The organism is Bacillus cereus group sp. BfR-BA-01441, assembly GCF_022663075.1.
Taxonomy (GTDB): domain Bacteria; phylum Bacillota; class Bacilli; order Bacillales; family Bacillaceae_G; genus Bacillus_A; species Bacillus_A cereus.
Window position 1 is genome coordinate 1 of the sequence record NZ_JAKUEU010000423.1, and the last position, 220, is coordinate 220.

Consider the following 220-nt stretch of genomic DNA (forward strand, 5'->3'; position numbering starts at 1 on the left):
TCAAAATGATGTCTTAGTAGCAATTCACTCTGATATTGAAGATATGGGACAAACAGTGAAGTTCAAAGAGGTAAAACCAGAGGTTAAACCTGAACAACCTAAACCAGAGCAGCCTAAACCTGAACAACCTAAACCTGAACAACCACTTCCACAAACAGGTGGTCAAGAAGACAACACAATGAAATATGCTGGTCTAGGTTTACTTGCAACAGCTTTAGCT

At 39.5% G+C, this 220-nt stretch carries 1 protein-coding gene; it reads left to right on the plus strand.

The annotated features are described in order from the left end of the window. The coding region (locus MR107_RS31060; RefSeq protein ID WP_242293227.1) for an LPXTG cell wall anchor domain-containing protein at positions 1-220 on the plus strand (220 nt) is incomplete at both ends.